This is a genomic window from Ilumatobacter sp., assembly GCF_039969435.1.
In the GTDB taxonomy this organism is placed as follows: Bacteria; Actinomycetota; Acidimicrobiia; order Acidimicrobiales; family Ilumatobacteraceae; genus Ilumatobacter_A.
The window spans coordinates 274,474-295,288 of record NZ_JBDVNU010000006.1 but is presented as its reverse complement, the minus strand read 5'-3'; the positions used below and the strand labels follow the sequence as shown (position 1 = coordinate 295,288).

Genomic DNA, 20,815 nt, shown 5'->3' with positions numbered 1-20,815 from the left:
GCTACGCGCTCCCCATGGCTGCCGACGAGAAGCCCACGACGCCACCGGCGACCCAGGACCCGGTCCTGATCAAACGCGCCAAGATCGCCAGGTGGACGCTGGTGGCGAACCGGGTCGGGTACCTGTTCATGGCACTCGCGATCGCGTTGTTCGTCATCGCGTTCGCCGTCGGCTTCAACTCGACGATGGCCACCCTCGTGATCATCTCGTTGCTCATCGGCAGCGCGCTCCTCGCTCCGTCGATCATCGTCGGCTACGCCGTCAAGGCCGCGTACCAGGACGACCACGAGCGGGGTCTCTGACGTCCGGCCCGGTGGCCGGTCGAGCGGCCGTGACCCGTGGTCGCCACCCGCAAGATGAATGCCCGACGAGCGGTTACCATCCGGTAACTGTGTCCCAGCGACTTCCCGCCACCGCACGACGCGAGCAGATCCTCGACGTCGCGCTGAACGTCTTCGCCGACGCCGGTTTCCACGGTGCGTCGATGAACGACATCGCCGAGGCGGCCGGCGTGACCAAGCCCGTGCTGTACCAGCACTTCGATTCCAAGCGTGATCTCTACAAGGCACTGCTCGACGACGTGGGCAACCGCCTGCTCACCCAGATCGCCAAGGCGACCGCCGAGGCGACCGACGGCAAGAGCACGACCGAACTCGGCTTCCGCGCCTACTTCCGGTGGGTCGCAGCCGACCATGCCGCCTTCCGTCTCGTGTTCGGCGGAGGCACCTCGACCGACGACGAGTTCGCTGCGGCCGTCGCTGCGATCACGGCCCAGGCCGCTGCGGCGACCGTGCCGTTGATCGACGTCGACCGGCCCGAATCGAGTCGGCGCACGCTCGCCCACGCGCTCGTCGGCATGGCCGAGGGGGCCAGCCGCCGCCTCGTGGAACTCGGCGACGACTTCGACCCCGACCAGATCGCGAGCGAAGTGTCGACGCTGGCCTGGGCCGGCCTCCGGGCGCTCTGATCGCCGCCGAGGTGTTCATCCACTCGCGTTGACCACCCAACGGCGCCCACCGCACGGGGCCTCGCCGAGAAGGTCTCCCGCCTGCCGCGACACGGTTGCGACCACGCCGAGGCGTCCGCCCCCACCCCGTGGGTTGACAACTGTTCACTCACCGTGTTGGATGGTCGTCATGACCGATGTGCTCGAGCCCGCGACCACCACTGCGACCACCGCCACCGACCTTCCACTCCGTCGGCCGAGCGACAACATCTACCTGTCGGGCAACTACGCACCGGTCGAGGTGGAGGTGACGGCACACGATCTCCCCGTCGTCGGCGAGATCCCCGTCGAGTTGGAGGGTCGCTGGCTCCGCAACGGTCCGAACCCGGAGTCGGTGGACGACGTCGCCAAGCACCACTGGTTCATGGGTCAGGGCATGGTCCACGGCGTCCGCATGCGCGGCGGGAAGGCCGAGTGGTACAAGAACCGCTTCGTGCTCGATGCCGACTCCCGTTCTGCGGGAGTCTTCGGGGCGAACACCAACGTCGGTGGTTTCGCCGGTACCACGTGGGCGATGGTCGAGGCCGGGATGCCGCCGTGCGAGATGAGCTACGACCTCGATCCGCTCGGCATCAACCGCTTCGGCGGCACGCTGGACGGCCCGTTCACCGCTCATCCGAAGTACGACCCCACGACGGGCGAACTGCACTCGATGAACTACCAGTGGCCCGATCTGGTGGACCACGTCAACTACACGGTCGTGGGACCGAACGGCCGCGTCGACAGGAACCTCGCGATCCCTGTGCCCGACATGCCGATGATGCACGACATGTCCCTCACCGAGAAGTACGCCGTGGTGTACGACCTCTCGGTCACCATCAACTTCGACGTCCTGGGCGCCGGCTTCCCGTTCCCGTTCAAGTGGGATCCCGACCGCCCGTGTCGGGTCGGACTGCTCCCGCGTGACGGAGCGGCCGACGACATCGTGTGGTGCGACGTCGAGCCCTGCTACGTGTTCCACCCCCTCAACGCCTACGACACACCCGACGGCAAGGTCGTCGTCGACGTCTGCCGATACGACGACATGATGGTCGAGGACCGATGCGGGCCGTTCACCGAGAGTCCGGCCACGTTCGACCGCTGGGTGATCGATCCCGTGTCACGCCGGGTCACCGAGACCCGGATCGACGACATGCCCCAGGAGTTCCCGCGCCACAACCCGAAGGCGGGGCTGCGCGAGCACCGGTTCGGATTCACGTCGCAGGTCAAGCCGACCGAGGTCAACCTCCACGGCGTGATCAACAAGTACGACATGGCGGCTGGTTCGGTCGAACGACACGACTTCGGTTTTGGCCGCGGCGGGGCCGAGCCCGTCGTCGTGCCCAAGGCCGACCGGTCGGAGGAGGACGCGGCGTGGATCATGACCGTCGTCTACGACGCGACGACCGACTCCAGCGAACTCCACGTCCTCGACGCCGAGGACATCACCGCACCGGCCGTCGCCCAGATCGCCCTCCCCCAACGCGTCCCCTTCGGCTTCCACGGCAACTGGGTCGCCGACACCAGCGTCGGCCCCGCCTGACCCCTCCTGACCCCGTCCGCCTACCGCGCCTGACCGGCCACCCGTCCTCGCCATCGTGCGCTCCGGGCCCGTCACCACTGCGATCTCTCGTCAGCCCATCTCTGCGGAACGACGAAGTTCGCTGACCGGAACGTCGTGCGAGAAACGGCGGTCAGCTCATCTCGGCGAGCCGTCCCGATGAGCTGACGGGAACCGGAGCTCGGCGGTGGATCGGGACCCGGGAGGACGGGACCTCGCGGCACTATGTTGTCCCGATGATCTCCCGGTGGAGCGACGACACGGCGCTGTTGCTGATCGACGTGCAGGTCGGCGTCGACGTGCTCGAACACTGGGGTGGCCCGACCGGGCGACGGAACAACCCGGGTGCCGAAGCCGTAATGGCCGATCTCCTGTCGGCGTGGCGCGGTGCCGATCGTCAGGTCGCCTTCACCCGGCACGACTCGCGGGAGGCGGCGTCCCCGCTGAAGTTCTCGCTGCCGACCGGGGCACAGAAGCCAGGCTTCGAGCCGAGGAACGGCGAGATCGTCGTCGAGAAGGACGTCAACAGCGGCTTCATCGGGACGTCGCTCGAAGTCGACCTGCGACGACGCGGCATCGACCGACTCGTCATCGCCGGCTTCTTCACCAACTTCTGCGTCGAGACGACCACGCGCATGGCGGGCAACCTCGGATTCGACACCTACCTCGTCCACGACGGGTGCGCCACGACCAACCGGGTCGGACCCGACGGCACCGACCACGACCCGCAACTGATCCACGACATCACCGTCGCCAACCTCCACGGAGAGTTCTGCACGGCGATCACGGGGACCGATGCAACCAACCTCCTCTCCGCCGACGCCGACCACCTCCAACGGAGCCAGGGCAATGAGTGAGGCGGCCACCAGGGGACCGGCCGAGAACGGACTGGCAGAGGACCGACCGGCGCAGAGCACGTCGACCGACGGGTTCGGCGTGTGTTCGAGCGTGGCCGTGCTGCGCAAGGTGGCGATGCGCCGGCCCGGAGCGATGCTCACCGCGGACCACGAGCGTTGGCACTACACGAAACCGCTCGATCCGGTCGCGCTCACCGCGCAGTACGAGGTGTTCGCGGGCCTCGTGGCAGCGAGCGGCGCCGAGATCCACTGGCTTCCCGAGGACGACGGCACCGGCGCAGTGGACGACCTCGCCGACTCCGTGTTCACCTACGACCCGTCGTTCGGCGTGCCCGGCGGTGCCGTCGTGTTGCGGCCCGGCAAACCGCTCCGTGCAGGCGAGGCCGGTCTCCACGCCGACTTCTACGAGTCGGCGGGCATCCCGATCCTCGGTCGGATCGACGTACCGGGCCTGTTCGAGGGCGGCGACTGCTTCTGGCTCGATGCCACCACGCTCGCGGTGGGTCGAGGATTCCGTACGAACCAGTCCGGCATCGACCAGATGGCGGAGATCGTCGCGCCGCTCGGGGTCACCGTCGACGCGTTCGACCTCCCGTACCACCTCGGTCCCGATGCCTGCCTCCACCTGATGTCCGTCGTGAGCGTGCTCGACGACGACCTCGCGCTGGTGCACGCACCCCTGATGCCCACCGCGCTGTACCAACGGATGCTCGACATGGGGTATGCGCTCCTCGAAGCACCGGCCGGGGAGTTCGCAGCGAGCCTCGGCCTGAACCTGAACGTGTTGGCCACCGCTCCACGCCAGGTGATCGCCATCGACGGATTCGACGGCACGCTCGCACTGATGCGCGAGGCCGGCTGCGAGGTCACCACCTTCGTCGGCGACGAACTCTGCATTCCGTGCGAAGGCGGGCCCACGTGCCTCACCCGCCCGCTGCTGCGCGGCTGACCAACGGCCATCGCCCGGATCAGCCGCGGTACGTCATCCCCCGGTAGCCGTCGGCGAAGCCGGCGGCGCGGAGGATCTCGACGAAGCCTTCGGGTACGTCCGGGCTCGACAGCGTGTTGCCGTCGACCTTGCGGATCTCGATCGACTTCATCCGCCCGTTCGGCACCAGCGCCATCAACGCTGCCGCCCACGAGGTGTCGACCAACGTGTCGGGGAACGTGACGAGGTGATGGCCGCGCTTGTCGAACCAGGCCAGCAGCTTGCCTGCTCGCAGCACGACGACCGACGAGACGTTGCGCGCCGGCCGCCCCGCGGATTCGGGCCACGGAAGCGTCGCACCGTACGCGTTGGCCGGGTCGGTGGTGGCCAGGACGATCGGGTCCGGAACGTCGCCCGGGTGCAGCAGCGGGTCCGGCGTCTCGCGCGCGGCCCGGAGGCGGTCGACCGCACCGGGCACGGCGAACTGAGCAGCACCGAGACCGTCGACGAAGTAGCCACGGCGCACCTGGCCACGTTCCTCCAACACCTTCAACACGCCGTAGACGTTCGTGAAGCCGCCACTGATGCCTTCGGCGAGCACACCTTCGCGGGTGACCACGCCGTACCGCTCCACGAGTTGCAACGCCTGCGCGTACGACGCCTCCGTCGGGTGCGCCGTCGTCTCCAACAGCGGCGCCACCAGACTCCAACGACCCTGTCCGGCGGGTGGGCCGATGCGGTTGAGTCGCCCGGGGCGCGGGCGACCACCGAGGCGCGACGAACGCGATGTGGCCGTGCCGGACTTGACCTTCGCACCCGCGACGACGGCGCGCAGCGGAGCGAGCGAATCGTTCGTGACCTCGCCCGCCCACACGAGATCCCAGAGCGCAGCGAGGATCTCGTCGTCGTTCGATCCGGGCGCAGCGCTGCGGAGTTGGTTCCAGAAGCTGGCGCCGCGTTCGGTCAGCTGCAGTCGGATCGCCTCGTGGATCGCACCGTCGGGCTTGTCGCGCTCCTCCCAACCGGGTGACAGCAGCGGCAACTGATCGGCGAACGTGAGGCGCACCCGACCGTCCCGCGCACCGACGGCACCGGCACCGATCCACACGACCTCGCCGGCCGTACACAGCTCGTCGAGCATCGACGGTCGGTAGCCGAGCACTCGCGACGGCAGGATGTCGGCCTCGATGGTGGACGCGACGATCGCCGAGCCCGAGAGCATGCCGAGCGATTCGACGAGCGCTTCGATGCCGCGCCGGCTCGGTGGGATGTCGTGCCAGGCCGGGAGGAAGCGCGCGAGCGCCTCCTGCTCGACGGCTTCGACCTCCTTGCGCAGCGAGGCCAGCGAACGACGGCGGAGCTGGCGCAGCACGTCGACGTCGACGAACTCACGAGCGACACCCTCGGGACGGAACTCGCCGATGACCAGTCGGTCCTCGCCTTCGAGCGCGGCGAGCGCACCGGCGATCCGCTCGCGTGGCGCGCCGAACCGGGTGGCGACGTCATTGGTGACGAACGGTCCGTGGGTGCGGGCGTACCGGCCGACGAGTTCCTCCAGCGGTCGGGCGACCGGCTCGGTGAACGCCATGGGCAGACCCACCGGAATCGCACAACCGAACGCATCTCGGTACCGGGCGGCATCCTCGGCCGCGGCGAAGCGCATCTCGCCACCGACCCCGATCTCGATCGCCCGCTTCTCCTCCACCAGCTGTCGGATCCACACCGCCCCCAACCCCGTCGACCGCGGCTGATCGGCGGCTGGGTGATCGGTGTCTGACACCGATCGCCCCAATCGCCCGTCCGTCATGGTGTCGACGCTGCTCGGGCGCACGGAGTCGAGGTCGTCGGTGACGCGGAGGTCGACCTCGGCCGCCGTGAGGTCGCCCACCTTGCGGAGGATGTCGTGCAACTCGTCGGCCGATCGGGCCCGTCGGTACTCGTTCAGGCACTGCAACTCGAGTTCGACATCGGCGAGCACGTCGGCGTCGAGCAGGTCGCGGAGTTCCTCGGCGCCGAGCAGGTCACGGAGCAGGTCGCGATCGAGCGCCAACGCTGCGGCGCGACGCTCGGCGAGCGGCGCATCGCCCTCGTACATGTACGCGGCGATCCAGTTGAACAGCAGGCTCGACGCCATCGGACTCGCCTTGCCGGTGTCCACCGACACCACGCGCAGCTTGCGACTGCGGAGGTCGCCGAGCACCTCGCGGAGCGCCGGGACGTCGAAGACGTCCTGCAGGCACTCACGTGACGCTTCGAGCAGGATGGGGAACGTCGGGAACTTCGACGCCACCGCGAGCAGGTCGGCGGCGCGCTGACGCTGCTGCCACAGAGGCGTGCGTCGATCGGGACGACGACGCGGCAGCAGGAGCGCCCGGCCGGCGCATTCGCGGAAGCGGGCCGAGAACAGCGCCGTCTGCGGGAGCGTCGACACGACCAGTTCGTCGATGTCCTCCGGGTCGATCAGCAGGTTCTCGATCGGCATCTCGTCGGCCGACTCGGGCAGACGGATGACGATGCCGTCGTCACCCCACATGGTCTCGACGGGGATGTCGTAGCGGTCCATCAGCTGACGCTCGATCGCCATCGCCCACGGGGCGTGGACCGGGGTGCCGAACGGCGTGAGGATGCACACCCGCCAGTCGCCGATCTCGTCCCGGAAGCGTTCGACCACGACGGTTCGGTCGTCGGGCACTGCTCCCGTCGCCTCGGCCTGCTCGTCGAGATAGGCCACGAGATTCGTCGCCGCGAACGCGTCGAGGTGGTAGTGCTCCATGAGCCGCTTGGTGGCCGCCTTGGACACCGGTCGCTGCGCGGCCTCGATCAGAGCACCAGGATCGTGGACTCCGTCGTCGTCGCCCCCGGAGGAGGTGTTGCGCGAGCTGTTGCGCGCATCTGACCCCGTGTCGCTGTTGGAGAGGTCGCGGATCTCGCGGACGAAGGCACCGAGGGCTCGGCCGAGTTCGAGCGGACGGCCGGGTCGGTCGCCGTGCCAGAAGGGCATCTTGCCGGGTTGGCCGGGTGCCGGGGTGACGGTGACGCGCTCGTAGGTGATGTCCTCGATGCGCCAGGTGGACGCACCGAGGACGAAGGTCTCGCCCGGGCGCGACTCGTAGACCATCTCCTCGTCGAGTTCGCCGACACGCGTGCCGTCGGGCAGGAACACGCCGAACAGGCCCCGGTCGGGGATCGTGCCGCCCGAGGTGACGGCGAGGCGCTTCGACCCGTCTCGCGCCCGCAGCGTGTCGTTCACCCGGTCCCACACGATGCGCGGCCGCAGTTCGGAGAACTCCTCGCTCGGGTAGCGCCCGGCCAGCAGGTCGAGCACGTTGTTCAACAACTCGTCGGAGATCTCGGCGAAGTTCGCGCACCTCCGAACCATCGACGTGACCTCGTCGACGGTGCATTCCTCGACCGCTGCCGTGTGCGCGACGATCTGCTGGGCGAGCACGTCGAGCGGGTTGCGCAGGAACCGACTGGATTCGATCTGTCCGTCGATCATCCGGCGTGCGACGACGGCCGTCTCCAACAGATCGCCTCGGTGCTTCGGGAAGATCGATCCGCGCGACGGTTCGCCGACCTGGTGACCGGCACGACCGATCCGCTGCATCCCGCGCGACACGGCGCCGGGCGATTCGACCTGGATCACGAGGTCGACCGCACCCATGTCGATGCCGAGTTCGAGCGACGACGTGGCCACGATCGCCCGCAGGTCGCCACGTTTCAACTGGTCCTCGATCACCACCCGCTGCTCACGCGCCAACGACCCGTGGTGCGCCTTGACGAGCTCCTCGACCATCACGCCGGTCTCGGCGTCGACGATGCCCGGCACACCCTCCTCGACGGCCAGTTCGTTGAGCTTGGCGGCCAACCGCTCGGCGGCGCGGCGTGCGTTGCAGAAGATGATCGTCGTGCGGTTCGCCAGGATCCGCTTCAGGATCTCGGGGTAGATCGACGGCCAGATCGACGAGCGCGAATCACCGGTTCCCGACCCGGCGGACCCGTATCCGAGTTCGGAGCCGCTGCCCGGTCCGGTCGATCGCTGGCCGAGCGACGACATGTCCTCGATCGGGATGACGACCTCGATCTCCATGTCCTTGCGGATGCCGGCGTCGATGATCTTCACCGGGCGCAGCTTCCCGGGCGTGCCGTCGACTCCGGGCGTCTCGTACCCGCCGAGGAACTCGGCGATCTCCTCCAGCGGGCGCTGCGTGGCCGACAACCCGATCCGCTGGAACGGCTTCTCGGTGACCAACTCCAGGCGTTCGAGCGTGAGCGCGAGGTGAGCGCCGCGCTTCGTGGTGGCCATCGCGTGGATCTCGTCGATGATCACCGTCTCCACACCGAGCAGGGTCTCGGCGGCCTTCGAGGTGAGCATCAGGTAGAGCGACTCGGGCGTGGTGATCAGCAGGTCGGGAGGACGTCGGATCAACTTCTGTCGATCGTTCGACGGCGTGTCGCCGGTGCGCATCCCGACCTCGGGGGCGACGAACCCCTCCCCCAGCCGCTGCGCTGCGAACTCGATGCCCTTGAGCGGGGCGCGCAGGTTCTTCTCGATGTCGAAGGCGAGGGCTCGCAGTGGCGAGATGTAGAGGACCCGGTTGCGGTGCGACCGGGCTCGGTCGCCGTCGGGGCGGGGCGTGGTGGTGAGCCGGTCGATCGACGCGAGGAACGCGGTGAGCGTCTTGCCCGACCCGGTCGGCGCACAGATCAGCGTGTGCTCCCCCGCCGCGATGTGCGGCCAGCCCTGGATCTGCGGCGGTGTGGGCGACGGGAACGACGACGCGAACCATTCTCCGACGGCCGGCGAGAACGCGTCGAGCACGGGATGATGAGCGATGAGTCGAGACTATCGAGCGGTACGAACGCCCGTTCTGCCCAGTGCGGGATCACCCGATCGGACGGGCGGGCGTCCAGGCCTTCCGCGGTGTCGGTCGTCCCGCTCGCCACCACCCCGAGTCGGCGGGACGATCAGATGCAGGGGACGGTGGAGAAGTCCTGGTGGCCGCGTCCGGGAACGCAACGGAACCCGTAGGTGGCCGATGCGAATCGGAACGACCCGTCGTCGGAACGCTCGGTCGTGACGATCAGCCGTGTGGCATCGGAGGAGTCGTCGAGGAGACCGGTGGTGGTGACGATGACGAGCTGACCGTCGACCTCGATCAGTTGCTCGGCGCTGTCGCTGAGGGCGGGCGACAACTGGAGCGCGAGGAGTTCGCGATCGAAGGCCCAGAACGGCTGCTCGGTGTCGATGTACTCGTTCAGGCCAGGTGCCGAGGCGGACGCCGATTCGAGATCGACGTCGATCTCGCCCGGCCATCCGCGAGTCGCGACTTCGTCGAGCTCGCGTCGGACGAACTCGCCGCCGTTCGGCCCGGATGGGACGACCACCGTTCCCGAAGGTTCCAGCAGCAGGCTCAGGAACGAATCGGAGAGTTCCCGGTAGTAGACGTCGCCGTTGTCCACGTTCGCCGACGGCCAGTCGGTGTCGAAGTCGACGATCACCTCGAACCCACCGGACGACAACTGCACGTAGTCGTAGGCCAACGCTCCGCCGTCGTCGGTCGCCACGACCGACGGGAAGTCCCGGGGGGACGCATAGACAGCGGGCAGCGTGAAGCGTGTGAACACCGCGGAACCGTCGGCGGCGGTGTCGATCCGCGTGAGGCTGTTCCCTGCGTCGCCCAGGTTGAGGTCGAACGACGGGTGCGTCGACTCCGCGACCTCGCCGTTGCGGTCGACCCACCTGTAGATCGTGGCGTCGGGGGCTGGGCGCGTTCCCTCTCCGCCGCAACAGTTCACGTTCGTCAGCCCCGACTTACGGGGGACGAGCCTGCTGTCGCCGCTGCCGTCCAGGCCCGTCCAGCGCATCACGACCGACCCGGCGTCGGACCCCACCAGCGGGATCGCCAGGAGGTCGTTGCTGGGGTCCTGCACTCCGGGCGTCTGCACCCGGAGGTAGGCGACGTCGTCCGGTCCGACGTGGGTCAGGAACGGTGCATCCCCGACCGGCTCGGTGAACGTCACCTCCGACTGCACTTCGGTGCCCGTCTCGTCGTACACCCGCAGGGTGTCTCCCCCGGGATCCAGGGCGACGATGCGTCCGGTCTCCGTCGTGGCCAACTGTGTGCATTCGAACTCCGACACACAGGTGCGGGTGACCGCCGTCGGTTGCACGAGTCCTGGAGCACCGGGGTCGGTCGGCTGCGCCGTGGTCGTCGGCACCGCGGTGGTCGGCGCCGGTGGCGTGGGCGCCGGTGTCGAGGGCGTCGGTGACCCGGGCTCGGTGACCCCCGAGATCGGCGGCAGTGGACCGGTCGGCGGCACGAGGTCCTCCAGCCGTGCGAGTTCGATGGAGTCCGCCGTGATGCGTGCGAGGAGCGTGCCCCACACGTCACTGGCCACAACGTCCCAGTCGTCGGGAAGGCGGATCCACTCACCCGACCCGTCGTAGTTCAGGAGCGCCACGACCGGCATACCCGTCGGGCCGAAGTCGGCATCGGGGTCCGTGTCGGCTCCGATGCGTTCCGTGTAGATCGCACGCTGCGCACCCGGAGCGACCACGTTCAGCCCGACGAACGGCGGCGCCCAGGTCGGATCCCGTTCGATGTCCAGTTGCCAGGACACCTCCGTGCCGCGCAGCGTGACGATGCCCTCCGAAGCGGGGCTGGTGTCCTGCAGGTCGGTCTCGAGGTCGAGCATCGGGAACGACGTGCCGTTCTCCGCCGATTCGCCCGAATCGCGCGGCTGCCCGTCCTCGTCGACGTACCCGATGACCGTGGCGCCGTCACGTCCACGGGTAATGACACCGTCGGACCCGTGGCCGAAGAAGTACGGTGGAATCTCCAGGTAGGCGTTCACGTCCACTTCGTCGACGGCCACGACCGAGCCCGCGTTCTCCCCGAGAAACGGGATCGCGACGAACCGGAAGCCCCGCGGAATTGCCTGGTCGTCGCCGTCGAACACGGGCTCGCCGAACCCGTAGACGACCGGACCCGGTCCGCTGACGACCGAGGAGATGTCCTCCTCGACAGGTACCTCGCGGGCCGAGATGCCGTCGACGTCAGGCCCCACGATCGTGATCGATCCCGTATTGGGTTGGTTGACAACGACGTGATCGGCTCCGACGGCGAAACTGATCAGGCCGCCCCCCTCGGGGTTCGGCACCAAGGGCAGCGAGAAGTACGGCTCCGGCTCGAGGATGGGCGGCGGATTCGCGGCGTCGACCGAGATGGTCTGGCGGACGAACCCCTCGGATCCGACGGTCGTCGACGGCTGCGGCTCGGGTGCGGCGACCGTCGTGTCAGGCGAGGTCGACACGGGTGACGTCGTTGCCGGGTCGGTCTGCGCAACCGTGCCCGGGGTGATCACGTCGTTCGTCCGGTCGCCGCCCACCACGGCGACGAGGCCGAGCGCGATCATGCTGACGACCGCCGCCGCGGCTCCGAGCAGGATCAGCGGCGAGCGCCGTCGGCGATCGCGCGCCAGGTCGATCGATGGCGGCGCGCCACCGAGGTCGCCGCCGGCGATCCGTGACCGCACGGCGTCCAGAGCCGCTCCGGTCTCACCGGACGACACCGTATGCTCGTGCTCGTGCATGGCCGCCATCGCCACACCACCGAGTTCGTGGTCGATGCTCTGGTCGTCGCGTTCGTTCATGACCGTGCCTCCGTGTCCCTCTCGTCGGGGAAGAATTCGTCGGATCCGCCGAGTCGTCGGCGCAGGTTCGCCCTCGCCTTGGACAGCGCGGACTTCACCGTGCCGGTGGCGATGTCCATGATCTCCGCGACATCGGCCACCGAGTGGTCCTCGGCGTAGTACAGCGTTGCCGCGAGCCGCTGCTGCGGACTGAGCGACCGTGTGAGATCGGCCCACCGGATGGACGCAGCGACCGTCGCCGGGTCCGGCGTGCGGTCGTCGTGGCTCGACTCCCGGTGGCCGAGCCGCTCGATCGCAGCGGCCTCCGAGCTGCGGCTGCGATGGTGGTCGATGAGCAGGTTCCCCATGACCCTGCGGCACCATGCGATCGGCGAATCGTACGCATCCAACTCGTCGCGGTGGTGGTGCGCCCGCAGCATCGTCTCCTGGGCGAGTTCCTGGCTGACGTGACGCGAGGTCGACATCGCCAGCCCCATCGCGACCAGACGCGGGTAGGTCGAACGGAACAGATCGTCGTATTCGTCATCGGTCATCGGCACACCACCCGCTCATTCTCCCGTTCACACCCGATGACACGGATCACCGCGCACATCGGTTCCCATGATGTGCCCGAAATGTCCGTGGGCATGCGACGACCCGCCACGGCATCAGCCGAAGCGGGTCGTGATCGAGTCGATGTGGAGGAAGGCAGGCGGGGACGCCGGCCGCTCAGTCCTCCTCGTCGCCGCCCGGCCCACGGAGCGTGATCTTGGAGTCGAACTGCTGCGTCCCGAAGGCAAACCAGCCATCGGTCTGCGACGTGTCGAGCACGGCCACGCGCAACTCGATCGACTCACCGAGTCCGATCGTTGCATCGACGCCGTGGAGGTGGAACTTCGTCTTCTTCCACGACGTGGCGTTGTTCACCTGCCGCGTGTCGGAGCCGAGCAGGGTGCACTGGTTGAGGAGGTTGCACCGGTAGACGCCGACCTGGACATCGAGGTACTCGTGCGCGAAGTCCTTCGCGGCGATGTACAACTCGACGTCCAGACCGCGATCGATCACGATGGGGAAGGGCGTCGCGGACCGGAATCTCATCACCTTCGTCGGGTCGGTTCCGCCGACACCGGCTGCGTCCTTCTGCACCAGAGCACCGGGCGCACTGTCACGATCGGTGTCGAGGTTCACGAGCGAGACGTCGCGAGGAGCGTTGTCGAAGATCCCGAAGAACGCCGGCGCCGGCATCGCCGAAGCGAATCTGTTCCCGAGGTACAGCGTCTGTCCGGCCCCGACCGCAGGTGGCGCCGGGACGGTCGGCGTAGTCGTCGTCGTGGTGGGTGCTGGACGTTCGGGCTCGGGAGCGACCGGAGGCGTGGTGGTCGTGGTCGTGGTCACGGCCGGACCGGCGGGTACTGGCACCGTCGCCGGCGGGGCGATGTTCGGCGGTGTGGTGTCGGGCGTTGCGGTTGCAGCAGGCGACGTGGAGGTCGTGGTCGCCGTCCCCGTCCCGGGTCGAACCGTCGTCGACGGGGTGCTTGCGGTCCCGTCGCCTGCCGTGGAGGTCGTGTCCGTGCCCGCAGTTCCAGGTGGGTTCGCCGAGTCGATCGCAGGCGCACTACCGTCCGCATTCGTCGACGCCGACACGGATTCGGTCGCGGCAGACGGATCGGCGACGAGTGAAGCAGGTTCGATGGACGCCGACACCTGCCCGCCTCGCCCGACGGACGGGTCGGGCGCCTCGGCGGAGGCGGCGTCGAGCACGACGACCGTCTCGCCCGGCGTCTGCAGGTCGTCCGCGTCACCGAACGCGACGACCGCCGGAGGCGATGCTGCCATGACGGGAACGCTCACCGGAGGCGACGCAGCCGCGATGCCGATGGTGCTCGCGACCACGCTGGCCGCCGTGGCTGCCACGGTGGAGGCCAGGCCGGCACCGCCCGTCGATGCCGCTGCGGCGGTCACTCCCGATGCGGCGCCCGACCCGATCCCCGACGCGGTCGATGCGACGGCGGACGTCAGCATCGACCCGCCGGTCGCCGTCGCTCCCGACCCGCCGGCCTGGGCCGAGGTCGAGCCGGCGTGCACGATGCCGCTCGGCTCGAAGAGCGCCAACTGTGCGAACCAGGCGAGCGGCCCGGTCATCAGACGGAGCCGACCGAGCGACACGTTCAGGAACGCGCGAACGACGACCGGATCGAACTGGGCCCCCGAACACGCCGCCAACTCCGTACGCGCCGCCTCGGCGCTCATCGGCTTCTTGTACGACCGCGCCGACGTCATCACGTCGTAGGAGTCGGCAACGGTGACGACGCGTGCGGCGAACGAGATGTCGGTCCCGCTCAGGCCCTGCGGGTACCCGCCACCGTCGAAGCGTTCGTGGTGCTGCCACACCGCCTGGATCGAGTCGCCGAGCCAGTCGGACAAGGGTGCAACGAGGGCTCGACCTTCGTCGGGATGGGTCTTGACGATGTCGTACTCGTCGTCGGTGAGACGACCGGGCTTGTTGAGGATCTCGGTGGCGATCGCGGTCTTGCCGACGTCGTGGAGCAGTGCCGCCCAACGCAACTTGTCGAGTTCGGATCCGGTGAGACCCAGTTCGTCACCGATCAGGTGGGTGTAGGCGCGCACCCGCTCGGAGTGACCACGGGTGAGGCGGTCGTGGTGGCTGAGCAGCCCGACCAGTTCCAGGAGGCGCTCGGCGGCGGCCTGCGGGGTCTCGCCCAACGGCACCTCGCGAGCGGACTCGAGCCGGGCGCGCAGCTGCATTGTGGTCCCCGTGCGCATCGCCACCGCGAAGCGCGACGGGGCGTGATCCGGGAACACGAGCGTGAGTTTGAGGAGTACCGACAGAGGCAGGAGGCGGCGCGCCAGACGGTCGACCGCGATCATCGCAACGGTCGAGACGGCGACGATGCCCAACCACCGCACGACGCGCATCGGGAGCGCCGACGCCACGGGCATCAACCCGGAGAGCAGGAAGGCCATGGCCATCGCTGCAACGAACGGCACGACGAAGATCGTCACGCGGACGAACCACGAAAGCGCGGGCCTGCCTCGCCATCCTGCGCTGCGCGCCGCCTCGTCTGCCATCTGCCTTCTCGGTTGCTGCTCAGGTTCCGTCCGCCTGGACAGAGCTCGGGACCGGAAAGCTACGCCTCGCGATCGCTCACGAACAGTGTTCGCGTGGACTTTTGTGGTGATCTTGAGCGGATCGTCGACCCGTTGCGAACCGAACGAATGCTGCGAGCGGCCGTACTTCACTCGGTGTGACTTCGTTGGGCGCCTGACCGGGCGGGCCGACAGCGGCGACGGCGTCGTCATCCACGTGTTCAGCTGATCGACTGTGGGTCCCGTTCCGTCACCACACCAGCGTCCACCGCGATCACGCGGGTGAACTCGGTCGCCCGAAGCAGGGTGCGGTCGTGGGTGACGAGCAGGATGGTTCCGTCGAAGGCCGCGATGGCGTGCTCCAACTGTTCGATCGCATCGAGGTCGAGGTGGTTGGTCGGTTCGTCGAGGACGAGGAGGTTGGCACCGTTCGCCATCAGGACCGCCATCGCCGCTCGTGTCCGCTCCCCCGGCGACAACGTGCGACCGGGCCGATCCAGTTGGTCGGGGCCGAGGCGGAACTTGGCGAGCAGAGTCCGAGCCGTCGCCGTGTCCATGCCGGTGATCGCGCAGAATGCGGCGATCAACCCGTCGTCGCCGATCAGCCCGTCGCGAGCCTGCTCGATCTCACCGATCACGACCGACGAGCCGAGACCCGCCCGACCCGACGTCGGCGCCCGACGTCCCAGGAGCAGGTCGAGCAAGGTCGACTTCCCCGAGCCGTTCGGCCCGACGATCGCGATCCGATCCCCGTGTGCGACGTCGAGATCCACCGGCCCGAGACGGAAGTCGCCGCGCTCGACGACGGCACCGTTCGCCGTGGCCACGATGTCGCCACTGCGGCCCGCGGTCGGAATCGAGTACCGCAGCTCCCACGCCGTGCGCGGCTCGTCGACCACGTCGAGCCGCTCCAGCGCCCGGTCGGTTCGCGCCGCTCTGCCTGCGAGCTGTTCGGTCTGGTTCATCTTGAAGTTTCGAATGTGCTTGTCGGCTTCGTCCGACTTGCGCACACGGGCTGCGCCCTGGCTCGCCCACTCCCGTTCACGCTGCCCGCGATCGACGAGCGCCTGGTGCTTGGTGTCGTACTCGTCGTAGCGCTGTTGCGCGTGCAGCTTCGCCAGGGCGCGCTCGTCGAGAAAGGCGTTCCAGCCCCCGGCGAACCACGACACCCGATGCGAGTGATGGTCGATCTCGATCACGTCGGTGACGGTGCGTTCGAGGAACGAACGGTCGTGACTGACCAGAGCGACCGGAGCATCCAGCCCGACGACCCACCGCTCGAGCCGATCGAGCCCGTCGAGGTCGAGGTCGTTGGTGGGTTCGTCGAGCAGCACGACGTCGAAGCGCGAGAGCAGCAGGGAGGCGAGCGACACTCGCGCCGCCTCCCCACCCGACAGCGTCGCGGTCGGCTGCGATCGCACGCGTTCGGTCAACGAGAGGTCGGCGAACACCTGGCCTGCGCGAGCGTCGAAGTCTGCGGCGCCGAGCGACAGCCACGCCTCGAGGGCGTCGCTGTACTGGTCGTCGCTGCCGGGCCGGCCCTCCGCCATCGCCGTGGTGGCGGCGTCGAGCGCCGACTGCGCTCGGTCGACACCGGTGCGGCGAGCGAGGAATGCGTCGACGGTCTCGTCGGCGCGCCGATCGGCCTCCTGGGGGAGGTACCCGACGGTCGCCGAGGCGGGCACCCGGGTGACCGACCCCCCGACCGAGGTGGTCGTGTCCGTCAACCGGCCACCGAGCGCCTGCAGCAGCGTCGACTTCCCGATCCCGTTCGGACCGATGACCCCGACGCGATGGCCGGGCGAGAGCGTGAGTTCGACGTGGGCGAGCACGTCGAATGCGCCGCGTGTGACCGTGAGGTCGCGGGCGATGAGAGAAGCGGGCATTCGGGTCTCCTGTGTTCAGCGGTGCGGCGGCACGCAGCAGGCTGCTGCTCGGTGCCTGATCTGGCGGCAACCTCTGTTGATCCGTCCGGGAGCGATCAACAGAGGTTGGTGGACGTCACGTGTGCCTCACAGGTGCTTCATGGGTGACGACAGTAGTCTCGACGTTCCCTTCTCGCTCGGCCGGATTCGGTCGAGCCACGAGTTCCCTCCACACCACAGCCTCCACCACCCCCTCTCACGTGTCGACGATCAACCTCCGCCCGTGGCAGCGCGACGCATTCGCCCTGTTCATGGACGGTGGACGACCGCACCCCGTCACCGGCGAGATCGCCCCCGACTTCCTCACCGTCGCCACGCCGGGGGCCGGCAAGACCACCTTCGCCCTCACCTGTGCGCGAGCGACGCTCGCCGAGGAGAACCGGCCGCTGATCGTGGTCGCACCGACCAGCCACCTCAAGACCCAGTGGTCTCTGGCGGCGCATCGACTCGGACTGCAACTCGACCCGCACTGGTCACCCGGCGACGGACTCGCGCGTGACGTGCACGGCCTCGTCACCACCTACCAGCAGGTCGCCACCGGTGCCGCCGCCACGAAGCTCGCCGGGCTGTCGGCGGAGGGCTTCGTGATCCTCGACGAAGTGCACCACGCCGGCCACGAGAAGGCGTGGGGCGACGGGATCCGCAAGGCATTCGCCCTCGCACACCGTCGCCTGTCGCTGTCGGGCACGCCCTTCCGCAGTGACGCGGCACCGATCCCGTTCGTGCGCTACGACGCCACCGGCGAAGGCGAACTCGCACACGCCGACTACACCTACGGCTACGCCGACGCACTGCGCGACGGCGGCGTGGTGCGCCCCGTCTACTTCCCGCGCGTCGACGGGGAGATGGAGTGGACCACCGCCGCGGGCGACACGCTGTCGGCGTCGTTCCAGGACGAACTGACCCGGGACCAGAGCTCGATGCGGCTGCGAACGGCGCTGAGCCTGGAGGGCGAATGGATGCCGTCGGTGCTCGCCAAAGCGGTCGACCAACTCCGCATGATCCGGTCGTCGCCGGTGGCGGAGGGTGGTCAGGCCGACGCCGGCGGCCTCGTCATCGCGATCGACCAGGAACATGCCCAGGGGATCGCCCGCCTGCTGCGCGACCGGTTCCAGGTACCCGTCGACATCGTGGTCAGCGACGACCCGGGCGCCTCGAGGAAGATCGCCGAGTTCTCCGAGAACGACCGACCGTGGATGGTGTCGGTGCGGATGGTGTCCGAAGGCGTCGACATCCCCCGACTGCGCGTGGGCGTGTTCTCCACCACCACCTCGACCGAGCTGTTCTTCCGCCAGGCGATCGGCCGTTTCGTCCGGTGGCAGGCCGGACGATCGAACCAGAAGGCGTACGTCTACATCCCCGACGACCCACGCCTGCGTGCTCATGCCTTCGCGATCGCCGAGGCGCGTCGCCACATCCTGCGCCCGCCGGGCACCGCCACGGAGGACGACGACTTCCAGGCGGACGGTGGCCTCGACGACCAGAAGGTGTCCGACGACGCCGAACAACTGGCGCTGTTCTCGGAGTTCGCCGTGCTCCGAGCCGATGCGACCGACATCTCCATCCACACGGTCGGGGCCGACGGTGCGGTGATCGCCGGCGACGGCAGCGACACGTCCGCCACCACCTACTACGAGCCGACCTACGACGTGGGCGGCCCACCGGCGTTCGACGACGAGCCCGACCCGCCCACCCCGTTCTTCGCGAGCGATCCGTCGCTGTTGCTCGACCTGCCCGAGATCCCGACCGCAGCGGGCCTCGCGCCTGCCGGGTCGCTCAGCGTCGCCGAACTGAAGGACGACCTGCGCAACCGCAACGCGCACGTCGCCAAACGGTTGGTCGACGTCACCGGGTGGGGTCACGCGAAGGTACAGGCCGAGATGAACAGCATCGCCGGGGTGCGCAGCGTCGCGAGCGCCACCAACGAGCAACTCGCTCGGCGGCTCCGCTACAGCGAGAGTTGGCTCCGCAAACTGTTGCGCTAGCCGATCCGAGCCGGTCCGGCCATCGCGCTGGGCGCGGCAGGCACTCCGGCGACCTCTGTAGGATGTCGAGATGCCCGCTGCCGGAGAGCACCACCCCGCATTCGAGGAGTACTGCGAGTGCATCTTCGAGCTTCGAGAGGACGACCTCGAGGTCATCCAGGCTCGTATCGCCGAGCGACTGCAGGTCAGTCGACCGGCGGTCAGCGAGATGATGAAGCGCCTCGAAGCCGAAGGGCTGATCACGTCCGAGGGCGGCATCAAGCTCACCGAGTCCGGGCGCACGCTGGGTGAGTCGGTGGTCCGCAAGCACCGTCTCGCCGAGGTCTTCCTCACCGACGTCCTCAAGCTCTCCTGGGCCGAAGCGCACCACGAAGCCGGCAAGTGGGAACACGTCATCAGCGACTCGGTCGAGAAGGCGATGATGAACCTGCTCGGCGACCCCACCACGTGTCCGCACGGCAACCCGATCCCCGGTTCGGGCTACGTGGCACCCGACTCCGAGCCGCTCTCCACGATCCAGGTGGGCGCCGGTTTCACGGTGCGTCGGATCACGGAGGAACTCGAGTTCGAGCCCGGTCTCCTCGAGTTCCTCGAGGAATCGGCGATCCAGCCCGGCAACACCGGCACCGTCACGGCGTCGTCGCCCGACGGCACGCTCACGATCGAGATCGACGGACGTCATGTCGGCGTCGGCTCGTTCGCAAGTGAGCGCATCCTCGTCACGGCATGACGACGCCGTCGCGCACGACGTTGGCAGACTGTCACCGATGACCACGCACCGACCATCGCGTCGAGTCACGTTCGCGTCCTGCGCTCTGCTCGCATCCTCGATGCTGATCGGTTGCGCGACGACCAACCTCGACGACACGAGCGATCCAGCCGACTCCCTCACCGAAGCCGAGCTCACGGGTGGTGAGGGCCGCCAGATCGCCGAGGACGACACCAGTCCGCTCGAGGAGGGCGAGATCGTCGACCCCGACGCCCCCACCACCACGCTCGCGATCGTCGGTTCGCCGGCCGACCTGCTCCCCGAGATCGGCATCGACATGAGCCGACTCAGCGCCGAGATCGGTGACGACGGCGACGAGGACGCCACGATCGCCCGCATCGAGGCGAACTGGGCGGCCATCGAGGACGAGGTGGCCGAATCGAACCCCGAACTGGTGAACAGCATCCAGGCAACGGTCGACATGGCGCGCACCGCCGTCGACGCCAACCGCCCGGCCGACGCCGACAAGGCGTTCGGTCTGCTCACCGACCTGATCGACGCCTACACCGGCGACGGCTGACCGACCGGCGGCCCGCACGGCCACCACCCGCCGGGGTCCGTCCGATGCGGGTTCACCCCGCCAGACGGAGACGTGCGTTCAGAGGGCGGCAGCGGCTCGCTTGATCGCCTTGCGGATGCGGTGGTACGTCCCGCACCTGCAGTAGTTCTCGCTCATCGCGTCGTCGATGTCCTGGTCGGTCGGGTTCGGGATCCGCTCGAGCAGCTTGACCGCGGTCATGATCTGCCCCGCCTGACAGAAGCCGCACTGCGCGACGTCCTCGTCGATCCACGCCTGCTGCACCGGATGGAGCACGTCTTCGACCGCGAGTCCCTCGATGGTGGTGATGTTCGCACCGGCAGCATCACCCATGGGGACGATGCACGGGCGGACGAGTTCACCGCCTTGGAAGCTGGTGCACGCACCGCACACGCCCACACCGCAGCCGTACTTCGGACCGCGGACCCCGAGACGGTCGCGGAGCAGGTAGAGCAACGCATCGTCGTTCTCGGCGTCGATCGTGACGGGGGTGTCGTTGACGTTGAAGGTGATCTCAGGCATCG

General features: G+C 68.6%; 14 protein-coding genes. 8 read left to right on the top strand and 6 right to left on the bottom strand.

The window, feature by feature from the left end; translation table 11 throughout:
- Positions 1 to 14: 14 nt before the first annotated feature.
- The 5 genes from ABJK40_RS02185 to ABJK40_RS02165 all read left to right on the top strand — a co-directional run bounded on the left by ABJK40_RS02185 (position 15) and on the right by ABJK40_RS02165 (position 4,352).
- The gene (locus ABJK40_RS02185) at positions 15 to 302 is read left to right on the top strand and encodes a hypothetical protein (RefSeq protein ID WP_348482156.1); all 288 of its coding nucleotides are present in this window, start codon (positions 15 to 17) and stop codon (positions 300 to 302) included.
- Positions 303 to 391: 89 nt separating this feature from the next.
- Positions 392 to 967, top strand: coding sequence for a TetR/AcrR family transcriptional regulator (locus tag ABJK40_RS02180; protein WP_348482154.1), 576 nt, complete (start codon positions 392 to 394; stop codon positions 965 to 967).
- A 169-nt stretch (positions 968 to 1,136) separates the two neighbouring features.
- Complete coding sequence (locus ABJK40_RS02175) at positions 1,137 to 2,528, top strand: carotenoid oxygenase family protein (protein WP_348482153.1); 1,392 nt, start codon at positions 1,137 to 1,139, stop codon at positions 2,526 to 2,528.
- Positions 2,529 to 2,782: 254 nt separating this feature from the next.
- A complete protein-coding gene (locus ABJK40_RS02170; RefSeq protein ID WP_348482151.1) occupies positions 2,783 to 3,403 on the top strand; it encodes an isochorismatase family protein in 621 nt (206 codons plus the stop codon).
- Positions 3,396 to 4,352, top strand: a complete 957-nt coding sequence (locus tag ABJK40_RS02165; protein WP_348482149.1) for an arginine deiminase family protein — start codon at positions 3,396 to 3,398, stop codon at positions 4,350 to 4,352. The genes ABJK40_RS02170 and ABJK40_RS02165 overlap by 8 nt, the downstream gene beginning before the upstream one ends.
- Before the next feature lie 19 nt (positions 4,353 to 4,371).
- On the opposite strand, the gene ABJK40_RS02160 is transcribed toward ABJK40_RS02165, so the two are convergent.
- The 5 genes from ABJK40_RS02160 to ABJK40_RS02140 all read right to left on the bottom strand — a co-directional run bounded on the left by ABJK40_RS02160 (position 4,372) and on the right by ABJK40_RS02140 (position 16,960).
- Entirely contained in the window at positions 4,372 to 9,153 is a 4,782-nt protein-coding gene (locus ABJK40_RS02160) for a DEAD/DEAH box helicase (RefSeq protein WP_348482147.1), read from the bottom strand.
- Positions 9,154 to 9,299: 146 nt separating this feature from the next.
- Complete coding sequence (locus ABJK40_RS02155) at positions 9,300 to 11,987, bottom strand: hypothetical protein (RefSeq protein WP_348482145.1); 2,688 nt, start codon at positions 11,985 to 11,987, stop codon at positions 9,300 to 9,302.
- Positions 11,984 to 12,520, bottom strand: coding sequence for a sigma-70 family RNA polymerase sigma factor (locus tag ABJK40_RS02150; protein WP_348482143.1), 537 nt, complete (start codon positions 12,518 to 12,520; stop codon positions 11,984 to 11,986). The genes ABJK40_RS02155 and ABJK40_RS02150 overlap by 4 nt, the downstream gene beginning before the upstream one ends.
- A 175-nt stretch (positions 12,521 to 12,695) precedes the next feature.
- Complete coding sequence (locus ABJK40_RS02145; RefSeq protein ID WP_348510131.1) at positions 12,696 to 14,975, bottom strand: HD-GYP domain-containing protein; 2,280 nt, start codon at positions 14,973 to 14,975, stop codon at positions 12,696 to 12,698.
- A gap of 320 nt (positions 14,976 to 15,295) precedes the next feature.
- Positions 15,296 to 16,960 carry an ABC-F family ATP-binding cassette domain-containing protein gene (locus ABJK40_RS02140; RefSeq protein WP_348482139.1) on the bottom strand — a complete coding sequence of 555 codons (1,665 nt, stop codon included), beginning with the start codon at positions 16,958 to 16,960 and terminating at the stop codon, positions 15,296 to 15,298.
- A gap of 239 nt (positions 16,961 to 17,199) precedes the next feature.
- Here ABJK40_RS02140 and ABJK40_RS02135 point away from each other — a divergent pair, with 239 nt between their 5' ends.
- The 3 genes from ABJK40_RS02135 (at position 17,200) to ABJK40_RS02125 (ending at position 20,273) form a co-directional block, all read left to right on the top strand.
- The gene (locus tag ABJK40_RS02135) at positions 17,200 to 18,984 is read left to right on the top strand and encodes a DEAD/DEAH box helicase family protein (protein WP_348482137.1); all 1,785 of its coding nucleotides are present in this window, start codon (positions 17,200 to 17,202) and stop codon (positions 18,982 to 18,984) included.
- Between the two features lie 70 nt (positions 18,985 to 19,054).
- Complete coding sequence (locus ABJK40_RS02130; RefSeq protein WP_348482135.1) at positions 19,055 to 19,714, top strand: metal-dependent transcriptional regulator; 660 nt, start codon at positions 19,055 to 19,057, stop codon at positions 19,712 to 19,714.
- 37 nt (positions 19,715 to 19,751) lie between these two features.
- Complete coding sequence (locus tag ABJK40_RS02125) at positions 19,752 to 20,273, top strand: hypothetical protein (protein WP_348482133.1); 522 nt, start codon at positions 19,752 to 19,754, stop codon at positions 20,271 to 20,273.
- 78 nt (positions 20,274 to 20,351) lie between these two features.
- Here the strand turns inward: ABJK40_RS02125 and ABJK40_RS02120 are convergent, their stop codons facing one another.
- Complete coding sequence (locus ABJK40_RS02120) at positions 20,352 to 20,813, bottom strand: (2Fe-2S)-binding protein (RefSeq protein WP_348482131.1); 462 nt, start codon at positions 20,811 to 20,813, stop codon at positions 20,352 to 20,354.
- Between the last annotated feature and the right edge of the window lie 2 nt (positions 20,814 to 20,815).